Origin of the sequence: uncultured Rummeliibacillus sp., from assembly GCF_934216135.1 — a bacterium.
Taxonomy (GTDB): Bacteria; Bacillota; Bacilli; order Bacillales_A; family Planococcaceae; genus Rummeliibacillus.
This window is the reverse complement of record NZ_CAKQBI010000053.1, coordinates 1-10,187: the sequence shown is the minus strand read 5'-3', so window position 1 is coordinate 10,187 and position 10,187 is coordinate 1. Positions and strand designations below refer to the sequence as shown.

Below are 10,187 nucleotides of genomic sequence, written 5' to 3'. Positions count from 1 at the left end.
CCCACAACCCCCTGATTAAGAGTCAGGTGCGCTAGCCAATTGCGCCATACGCCCGTTTGCCTTACGACATAAATTATCTTAACGCTATATTCTTATAATGTCAAGAGGGGAAGTAGGAAATATGTAGATTTATTTATTCTATTGAATATGGCAAATCTAATTTATGTCCATGATTCTCCTAAAATTTCAATTCCTTTTATGATTTCCTCTTCTGAATTACCGCCAAAACCAATTTGTATTAATGGAAACTTTGGTGTTCGGTTGATAAAAAAGCGCGAAGCAGCGTAAACTTTTACCCCGTTTTCTGCAGCTTTTTGAATCAATTGTTGTTCAGTATAACCATTCTTCACACGTAATAGCACATACAAACCAGATTCTTTTCCTACGATGTCAATTTCATTCTCAAAGGATTTTTCAATAGCTGCTATTAACGTTTCCATTTTACTTTTATATATGGATCTCATTTTGCGTAAATGTGAATCCCAATATCCATCCTCCATAAAAATTGCCATTGCTCTTTGATGAATAGCAGATGCAGACTGACCAATATGTGAAAAGGCCTGATGATATTTCTTTAGTAATTTTGGAGGAAGTATCATATAGCTTATTCGTAAAGTTGGTAGAAATGATTCTGTAAAACTTCCTAGATAAATTACACGATTTAAATCTTGAGAAGCTAGTGCAGGAATTGGTTGTTCTGTATAACGAAATTCGCTATCATAATCATCTTCAATAATGTAACTATTTGTATTGTATGCCCAATCGATTAATCTTTGACGTTCATAAATGGGCATTGTTACGCCTGTTGGAAACTGATGTGATGGTGTAGTGTGAAAAATATGTTGTTTCCCTTTAGGAAGTTGTTTTAAAAGTTTACCATCCATTGTAAATGGTATGGGTAAAACATCAAAATTAAATAATGGATTAAATATACGAGTAGGTTCAAAACCAGGGTCTTCACATATAATTGTTTGTACATCATTTTTTAATAACAAACCAACTTTTATTAACAACTCTTGTTTAGTACTGCCTATTATGATTGCATGAGCGTTTGTATTAATTTTTCTTGATTTAAGCAAATAAAAGGAAAGTTGCTGTCTTAAAAATGGATCACCTTGGTAATGATCTTTTGAAAATATGAATGGTTGTTCCATTGCTAAGTTCGTACATTGTCGCCATTTTACTATAGGAAAGGATTCTTGATCTACAGCCGTTGGTTGGAACTTTATTTTATAAGATGGTATTTGTTTACGTACAAAAGTATAGGTATCTCGTTTCCAACGATTTTGATTATTCTTTATAGGGTTTACAAAATATCCTTTATTCACCTCATGTCTTAAATAACCTTCAGCAGTTAATTGATTTAATGCAGATACAACTGTACCACGACTGACATTCAGTTCATTTGTTATTTGGCTTATGAAAGGTAACTTTTCATTTGAATTTAAAGATTTATGAAGGATTAAATCTTTGAAGTGAGTATAAATTTGTTGGTATTTTGGTATACCTTCATTAAAATGCAATTTTAAAAAATTCATAAGTACACCCACCCTTTCTTTATGGAATAAAGACTCTAAGTTTAGAAGATTTGTATTCTCAAAAAATTAAAAAATATATTTCTTCCATTATACACTAAAATAATGGTTGATTTTACATACTAAGTAATTTAAGGAATTAAATAAAAGATTTTAGCTTTACACAAAACGACATTTTTACAATTAGATTATTAGATACATTTGTCATATTAAACAGATGACAACTATAAATTAATCTGGGTATCCAATTTCTTTATTATTATCATTGAATAGGGGGATATGTGATGAAACTTGAAGTGGAAATTTTGCAAATTAGAGATAGTTCATATCAAATTGGTTATCAAACGGGAGAAAGTATTCGGAATAAGGCAATTGTTAACACCTTTGGATTAATCACTAAATCTAAAATTGACATTAATAATATGAAAAATATTTATAATACATTTGCTCCATATTTAATAGAAGAATTGGAGGGAATCGCAGCTAGCCTCCATATACCATTTAGTAAAGCAGCTTGTTTGTTTAGTGGATATGATGTGCCAAAGACGGAGGCAATGGGTTGTTCAGCTGTAATGACGAAGGATTATTATGTTAGAAATTATGATTTTGGACCTGAACTTTATGATGGTATTTTCAGTATGGTACAACCAGAGAATACTTTTGCATCAGCGGGCTATAATTTACAAGCAATCGGGAGACATGATGGGGTCAATGAATACGGATTGACGATTGGTTTGCATTTTGTAAGTAATATTGATTATTCAGTAGGGTTATCACCATGGATCTCAATTAGAATGATACTAGATACATGTAAAACGACTGATGATGCTATTCAATTGCTGAAGGAAATTCCACACTCAGCTTGTTATAATTTCTCTATTGGTGATAATCATGGTAATATAGCAGTTGTCGAAGCAACCCCTTCAAATGTGTTTGTAAGGCAAGATGATGAACTATTATCATGTGTTAATCATTTTCAAATTGATGAGCTTAAAAGAAAAAACAGACAATTTAGTGAAGAAAGTTCCCTTAAACGGAATAAATATCTTCAAAAATTCAAGGATAATAAACCTTCTTATCATGAAATGTTCAATCATTTTTCCGATGAACAATCACCTTTGTTTTTTAACCATTATAAAGAGCTTTTTGGGACGTTACATACGTTTGCATATTCCTATGAAGAACAAACGATTTTAACGTCAGTAGCAAGAAGCAATAAAGCAATGGAGATTAATTTTAAAAAATGGTTGAACGGAAAAAATATAAAAGATAAAATTTTATATGGAATCATAGAATATTAGCAAAAAATTCTATTAAATCTACAATTTATAAATGGAGGTCAACAAATGGAGAATTTTATATACAGAAATCCAACTAAACTTATTTTCGGAAAGGGACAAATTGAAGCCCTTAAAACGGAAATTCCTAAATACGGAAGTAAAGTGCTACTTGTCTATGGCGGAGGTAGTATAAAAAATAATGGATTGTACGAAAAAGTCATGACAATACTTGAAGAAATCAATGTAGAAGTATTCGAATTATCTGGAGTAGAACCTAATCCACGACTAACTACAGCAGAAAAGGGAATTGAAATTTGTAAGACTGAACAAATTGATTTTATATTAGCTGTAGGTGGAGGTAGCGTAATCGATTGTACGAAGCTTATTGCTGCTGGTTCAAAATACGACGGCGAAGCATGGGATTTAGTTATAAAAAAAGCATTCGCAAAAGAAGCTCTACCTTTTGGTACGATCCTAACAATTGCAGCTACGGGGTCTGAAATGAATTCTGGTTCTGTTATTACAAATTGGGAAACAAATGAAAAACATGGTTGGGGAAGTAGCGTAACATTTCCACAATTTTCAATACTAGACCCAGTTAATACGTTTACAGTACCTAAAAATCAAACAATTTATGGGATTGTCGATATGATGTCACATGTATTGGAACATTATTTCCACCTAGTAGAAAATACGCAATTCCAAGACCGTATGTGTGAGTCGTTACTCATTACAATCATGGAAACTGCCCCAAAACTTCTTCAAGACTTAGAGAATTACGAATATCGAGCTACTATTTTGTATTGTGGAACGATGGCTTTAAACGGAATACTAAATATGGGATATGCAGGTGACTGGGGATCACACAACATAGAACATGCAGTTTCTGCAATCTATGATATTCCCCATGGTGGTGGTTTAGCTATATTATTCCCACATTGGATGGAGTATAATTTGCATATAAAACCAGCTCGTTTTAAACAATTAGCTGAAAGAGTATTTAACGTAAATGCCGAAGGGAAAAGTGATGAAGAAGTTGGCCTAGAAGGTATTCGCAAATTACGTGAATTCTGGAATAGTATTGGAGCACCATCACGTTTATCTGATTATAAAATTGATGACAGTAAATTAGAACTTATGGCTGATAAAGCAACGATCAATGGTGAATTTGGTAGATTTGCAAGACTGAACAAAGAAGATGTGATGGCAATTTATCGTGCTTCATTATAGTTTTATCTAATTTAAATAGCTAGATGAAGCAGAAGTGGAAAGGTAACTACAATGAATGTTTATGCATTTAAGAAATGTTAGTGCAATATTCATTCATGTAGTTACCTTTTTCCTTATTTATGTGGATGATTCAATGCGGACAATTGCTATGGGGAAAAGTAAGTTCGATTCTCACATTTCCAAAAAACTTTACTAAATTAGAACTTCTTTTCACTAAGTGCTCCAAAGTTTAGGATAAGCACTTATGAGGTTAAAGAAGAAACGGTAGCCAAGTCGTGGAAAGTACTGTCAGCAGTGAATTTTAGAATCTGTATTTATAGATAATATATTTTAGTAGGGAAAATTTATTCAAGAAAAATTATAAAACTATAATATAACATCTACTGTTCGCTTTTATTAAACTCTTCTTCATTAAAAACTTCTACGTCAACAAGACGAGCGCCTACTTTATGAAGGATACTTTCAATTTCCTTCACTGTTTTTTTATTTGCACCTTTATCTAAAGTAATGATCACCCTTCTTAGATACCAGTCCTCGTCATCTATAGAGAAAACACATTGTACCGGACATTTTTTTCTTATTAGTAATAGTGTTTTTGCTAGAATCCCTTCAGCAACAGGAACCGCTATTGTTAATGCGCAACTCCCAGTCTTATAACCCCAAGCTTCTTCTAATAGCTCAAATACTTTAGAATGTGTCATGATACCATGAAAATTCCCAAATTCATCAGTTACCGCAAGAAAAGGAAGTTGTTTAATCTTTAAGAAAACCTTATAAAAAGAACTAGTCATCTCAATTGTACCATCTTGATCCTTTGCTAATTCTGAAATTGGTACATCTTTTTCTCCATACTTTTTCTGGAATTCGAGAATATCAACTTTATATGCATTCCCTATAAATTTCTCGCTCTTTTTGTCTAATATTGGGATGCAACGATAACCAGACGCATCAAGTTTTTCTAAAACAGTTGATGCAAGATCTGTTTCCGTACAAAATGTAACTTCACTTTTTTTCACATATCTTTGTTTGACAATCATGATGATCCCCCTCATCTTTCAATAATTAAAAATACATACAGGCTAAAGTATGTATACCATTGTTATTATATTCAGGAATTACGATAAAAAATAACATAATAATAGGTTAAAAAAGAACTAATTTTTGTTGTGAATATTTCAAATAATTTATACGAATATTTGAAATACTTCGATATAGTAAAATTTGTTAGAATGAGAGGATTAACGTTTTAAACAGAGAATTAAATGAAAAGGGAGATGAAAATATGGAATCGTTTAAACCGATTAAGAGAAGTAGAGCCCGTATTTATGTGGGAACTAAATATTATCGAATAAAAAGATATAGCGAATGGTGGTTTGGTTCTCAAAAATATGTCACTAGAAAAAGTAAAGAAAATCCACTACAAAATGTAATTTTTTCACATAAAACCTTATTGTTACGAAAACTTAAAGATGTAGATATGTGGTTACAGCATAATAAGGTTAAAAATTTGAAAATCGCAACAGAAAAACTAAATCAAATCGTTATTTGTCCTGGTGAAACCTTTTCCTATTGGAAACTACTCGGAAATACAACAAAAAGAAAAGGGTATGTAGATGGGATGGTGTTACATTATGGAAAAGTTCAATTAGGTGTTGGAGGTGGCCTCTGTCAACTATCAAATTTAATCTATTGGATAACTTTACATACTCCATTAACAATAACAGAAAGACATCGACATAGTTATGATGTTTTTCCAGATTCTAATAGGACCCAACCTTTTGGAAGCGGTGCTACATGCGCTTTTAACTATCTCGATTTGCAAATAACAAATGAAACATCTAATATATACCAACTAGTTGTATATTTAACTGATACACATCTTGTAGGGGAATGGCGTTCAGAAACTCCAGCAATTCGTACTTATAAATTGTTCGAAAAAGAACATAAGATTACGCTTGAAAATTGGGGAGGATATATGAGGCACAATCGAATACATCGTAAAGTATATAATATGAACAAAGAACAAATTGATGACGAGTTTATAACAGAAAATCATGCGATTATGATGTATAACCCATTATTGGTGGATATTAAAATGTCAGAATATAAATAATGAACTAAATGAAGGCGTTTTCAATGTATTTTGTATAAATATAGTTAATGGTGTACAAAAAAATCTGTTTTATGTAATATTATTCTAGATTCATTATTTAGGAGGATGAGAGGATGGAAAATGTTAAAAAGCAGTTAGAGGCATTAGATTTGCCGGTTATTGCAGCACCTATGTTTTTAGTATCTGGTATTGAACTTGTAGTAGAAGGTTGTAAATCAGGGGTGGTTACGACTTTTCCTTTATTAAACGCTAGAACAAGTGAAGAGTTAGAGCAATGGATGCAAGAAATTATAGCACAATTAGCGGAAGCAAAGGAATCAAATTCAAAAGTTGCTCCATGGGGTGTCAATCTGGTCGTTCATAGATCAAACGATCGTTACGATGCTGATGTCGAACTTATCAAGAAATATCAGCCTCCAATTGTAATTACATCATTAGGAAAACCTACTGATATCGCGAAAGTTGTACATGAATATGGTGGATTGGTATTTTCTGATGTTATTAGTATCAAACATGCAAAAAAAGCTGCTGAAGCGGAGATTGATGGTTTAATCCTTGTATGTAATGGTGCCGGAGGACATGGTGGAACTTTAAATCCAATGGCTTTTGTACATGAAGTAAAACAATTTTTTGACGGGCTTATTATTTTATCAGGTTCTATATCACATGGACAAGATATTTTGGCTGCACAAGTAATAGGTGCAGATCTTGCCTATATGGGCACACGCTTTATCGCAACTGAGGAATCAATTGCAAGTCAAGCATATAAAGAGATGCTACTTGAAGCCCAAGCGGCAGATATCATTTACACAGATAAAATTAGCGGCGTTAATGCAAACTTTATCGTTCAAAGTGTACTAAACGCTGGACTTAACCCAAATAGTTTGGAAAAACCGAAAGAGCTTGAAATTGTACACAAAGCGGATGGAGCCAAAGCTTGGAAAGATATTTGGAGTGCAGGGCATGGTGTCGGAGGTATAAATGAGATCTTACCTGTATCAAAGCTAGTGGAAAAGTTAAACGCAGAGTATCAAGACAGTATTCAAAAAGTCATAACAAAACAACAGAAGAAAGTTAGTTTATAAATATACTTTGACTGAAATGCTTGATAGAACAAATAGGAAAAGAGGCATTCCAAACGTACCGGGATGCCTCTTTTCCTATTTGAGATTTTACGATGGTGCTAGTATTAAAAATCATAATCATAAAGGGTATATCTAAAAAACGCTTTTTTGAATTAATTTCTTACTTTCTTTTCATAACTTTCATTTTTTCTTTCATATCTGCATTAGTTTGATTGGATTCAATAATTTTTTGTAGAGCTTTATTGTAAGTAAAACGATTTTGTGTGCTTGTTTGTAAATATTCTTCTGTTAAAATTGGATACTTGATATAACAAATGGAGATTGCCCACGCAACAGCCATTTGTGTATAAAACTTACCATTTTGAATCGAGTCCAGTACCTTTAAAGTCTGTTGAATATAATGTTCATCAACAAAATAGTTCAATAACATTACTGCTGCAAATCTAGCCTCATATTCATTTTTTGAAGAGGCATACGGAAGTAAAAATTCCCATACTTCATTTTGATGATTTTTTGTACATTTTAAGCCACTACAGAAACTATCACATACTGACCAGTTATCAATACTGGGTATGAATTGTTTTATATATTTTAATTGCTCATCAAAATCCAACTTTGCATAACCAATGACCATTCCTCTTAGCATTTTCTCCTCAAAAAATAGATCCTGACTTAAATTTGAATTTAAGTATGTATGAGCGTCCCTTTTCGCGATTTCTTTCGCTATATTACGAATAGAAGGAATTCGCACTCCAATTATTGTTTCCTTATCTACTGTAGGCAGTAACTTCGCGTTAAAATCCCGATAATTTAAATCTTGCAGTTCAATCAAACGTTTTCGTATATTTTGCTGCATCTGATCACTCTTTTCTTTAAATTAGTTCTTTCTTTAAGTTTAACCGATATTCCCAATACTGTATAACTCAATAAAATTGATATTATATAAACCTCGATAGTCTATATAGTTCAAAAAATTTTAGGCAATAAGGCATTAAATGCATTTCTAAGAATGAAACAAATCTACTTATTCATACTATGAGTGAGGTGAACATCAAAAATGACAGACAAGCATCAACAACATATTATTTTCGGTTTCATCATTGTTTTTATTATTGTTGTCATCATCAGTATTAATGTTATTTCAAAAATACAGGAAGAAAGACCATATATTTACCACGGCAAAGATGCACCAATCCCAACAGAACTAAATCCTATTGTCAATGAAAGAAAAGATACTTTAATCCAAAAAGCTGCAAATAATAATATTTCTGTTGTTATTACCGAAGGGATTCGATCATTTAAAAAACAAGATGAGCTATATCAACAAGGAAGAACTACAAAAGGAAATATAGTAACGAATACAAAAGCGGGTGAATCTTATCATAACTATGGTTTAGCGTTTGATTATGCTTTATTGGATTCAAAAGGAAATATTATTTGGGATACTTCTTATGATGGCAATGGAAATGGAAAGTCTGATTGGTTCGAAGTTGCAGAAATCGGTAAGAAACTGGGATTTGATTGGGGAGGTGATTGGATAAGTTTTAAAGATTATCCACATCTACAAATGACATTTGGTATAAGTATTGAAATGCTAAAAAAAGGATATCGTATAAATGATAAAGTTGTAAAAAGTAATTCAACTCATTATAACAGCGTACAATTCTTCTCCTACAGCGAATATTCGCATTGAAAAAGCTATCTATAAGTATGATATAAAATACTTACAGATAGCTTTTTATTATGATAATTCTAAATGCTTTCGTAACTCGGAAGAAACTTTCTTAAGCTCATTTTCATCCATCTTGTAATACCATATTCCATTAATAGTTTCTCCTCCTCCTTTCTCAAAATGTAATTGACGGATCTGTGTAATCGAATCTTTATAGTTTTTTTGTAGTGTTGTCAATTTTTTATTATCATCTAATTATTAGTGATAAAAACACCATAAATAAAATACATAAGAATGAAAAATAGTAAAAGTTCATAGAATTATAAATATAAGCGTATTTAATATTCAATCTGTAAAGGTGGATTGTACATGAATATATTATTGACATTTATAGCGAGCGGGCTATTCTTCATTCTTACATTTATAGTAGATACCCTTGGTGCAAAGTTGATCTTTTTATTCATTGCCTTTTTATTATTTAAATGGGGATCACATCAGATTCAATTAATTGAAAATGGAAAAGAAGAGGAAATAAAAAAGGAAACCGAAAAATTACTGCAGGAATTTATTCACTCACAATCGACAATTTCTGATGATTATCTAAATGCATTATTACTAGATGAAGCTTCCCAAACGTTATTTATTGCAACCAGAGAAAATCTTGAGACTGGCTTTGACGTAAAGGAGTTTCTCTTTAATGAAATATACGAATCTTCTATAGAAGAAGATGGAAAACAAATTGCTTTAATATCAAGGGGTGGTTTACTGGGAGGAACGTTACTTGATGATGGTGGTAACTCATTAGTATATATAATGGAGCCAGAAAATAATAAGAAAAATGATACAGAAGAAACTGAAGACATTTCAAAAGATACTGTTTCAAAACTAAGTTTAAAATTAGTCGTAGATGACTTGGCTAGTCCTATTATTGAGTATGTCTTTTTAGAAAGTGAAGAGAAAATTGATAAAGATTCAGATGAGTACAAAGATGCGGCAAAGGAATGTAAAAAATGGCATCAAATGATTAGTGTTCTGATTAAACGTCATGATTTATTGAATAAAGTGATCATTAAACGTTACGAGGATACTAATAACGTAATATAAATAAAGACTATTAAATATTTCTTTGAAAAAATTTAAAAATTCTACTGTAATTTTTAAAAAAGAGTGTTATACTTTCCACATAGATGAATAATCCTTCGGGGTCGGGTGAAAATCCCAATCGACGGTGATGAAGAAATTCTAAGCCCGTGAGCCTTTATAGGCAGGATT

At 31.8% G+C, this 10,187-nt stretch carries 10 protein-coding genes; 6 read left to right on the top strand and 4 right to left on the bottom strand.

The window, feature by feature from the left end; all coding sequences use genetic code 11:
• Positions 1–161 precede the first annotated feature (161 nt).
• On the bottom strand, positions 162–1,538 hold the full coding sequence (locus Q0977_RS17330; protein WP_119416861.1) for a PLP-dependent aminotransferase family protein: 1,377 nt from the start codon (positions 1,536–1,538) through the stop codon (positions 162–164).
• Positions 1,539–1,819: 281 nt separating this feature from the next.
• Here Q0977_RS17330 and Q0977_RS17325 point away from each other — a divergent pair, with 281 nt between their 5' ends.
• Together Q0977_RS17325 and Q0977_RS17320 are read left to right on the top strand one after the other, a co-directional pair.
• Positions 1,820–2,836: a C45 family peptidase gene (locus Q0977_RS17325; protein WP_299516161.1), complete on the top strand. Its 1,017-nt coding sequence runs from the start codon at positions 1,820–1,822 to the stop codon at positions 2,834–2,836.
• Between the two features lie 45 nt (positions 2,837–2,881).
• The gene (locus Q0977_RS17320; protein ID WP_299516159.1) at positions 2,882–4,045 is read left to right on the top strand and encodes an iron-containing alcohol dehydrogenase; all 1,164 of its coding nucleotides are present in this window, start codon (positions 2,882–2,884) and stop codon (positions 4,043–4,045) included.
• 380 nt (positions 4,046–4,425) lie between these two features.
• On the opposite strand, the gene cbpA is transcribed toward Q0977_RS17320, so the two are convergent.
• Positions 4,426–5,082: a cyclic di-AMP binding protein CbpA gene (gene cbpA / locus Q0977_RS17315; protein WP_299516157.1), complete on the bottom strand. Its 657-nt coding sequence runs from the start codon at positions 5,080–5,082 to the stop codon at positions 4,426–4,428.
• Positions 5,083–5,327: 245 nt separating this feature from the next.
• Here cbpA and Q0977_RS17310 point away from each other — a divergent pair, with 245 nt between their 5' ends.
• On the top strand, positions 5,328–6,158 hold the full coding sequence (locus tag Q0977_RS17310) for a VanW family protein (protein ID WP_299516155.1): 831 nt from the start codon (positions 5,328–5,330) through the stop codon (positions 6,156–6,158).
• Positions 6,159–6,271: 113 nt separating this feature from the next.
• Positions 6,272–7,243 carry a nitronate monooxygenase family protein gene (locus Q0977_RS17305; RefSeq protein WP_124217857.1) on the top strand — a complete coding sequence of 324 codons (972 nt, stop codon included), beginning with the start codon at positions 6,272–6,274 and terminating at the stop codon, positions 7,241–7,243.
• A 160-nt stretch (positions 7,244–7,403) separates the two neighbouring features.
• Here Q0977_RS17305 and Q0977_RS17300 read toward each other — a convergent pair whose 3' ends face one another.
• Complete coding sequence (locus tag Q0977_RS17300) at positions 7,404–8,099, bottom strand: DNA alkylation repair protein (protein ID WP_124217856.1); 696 nt, start codon at positions 8,097–8,099, stop codon at positions 7,404–7,406.
• A 201-nt stretch (positions 8,100–8,300) separates the two neighbouring features.
• Here Q0977_RS17300 and Q0977_RS17295 point away from each other — a divergent pair, with 201 nt between their 5' ends.
• On the top strand, positions 8,301–8,936 hold the full coding sequence (locus Q0977_RS17295; protein ID WP_299516151.1) for a M15 family metallopeptidase: 636 nt from the start codon (positions 8,301–8,303) through the stop codon (positions 8,934–8,936).
• Between the two features lie 48 nt (positions 8,937–8,984).
• Here the strand turns inward: Q0977_RS17295 and Q0977_RS17290 are convergent, their stop codons facing one another.
• Positions 8,985–9,152, bottom strand: a complete 168-nt coding sequence (locus tag Q0977_RS17290) for a hypothetical protein (RefSeq protein WP_158582412.1) — start codon at positions 9,150–9,152, stop codon at positions 8,985–8,987.
• A gap of 132 nt (positions 9,153–9,284) precedes the next feature.
• On the opposite strand from Q0977_RS17290, the gene Q0977_RS17285 reads away from it, so the two are divergent.
• Positions 9,285–10,019 carry a hypothetical protein gene (locus Q0977_RS17285; protein ID WP_119417101.1) on the top strand — a complete coding sequence of 245 codons (735 nt, stop codon included), beginning with the start codon at positions 9,285–9,287 and terminating at the stop codon, positions 10,017–10,019.
• Positions 10,020–10,187 lie beyond the last annotated feature (168 nt).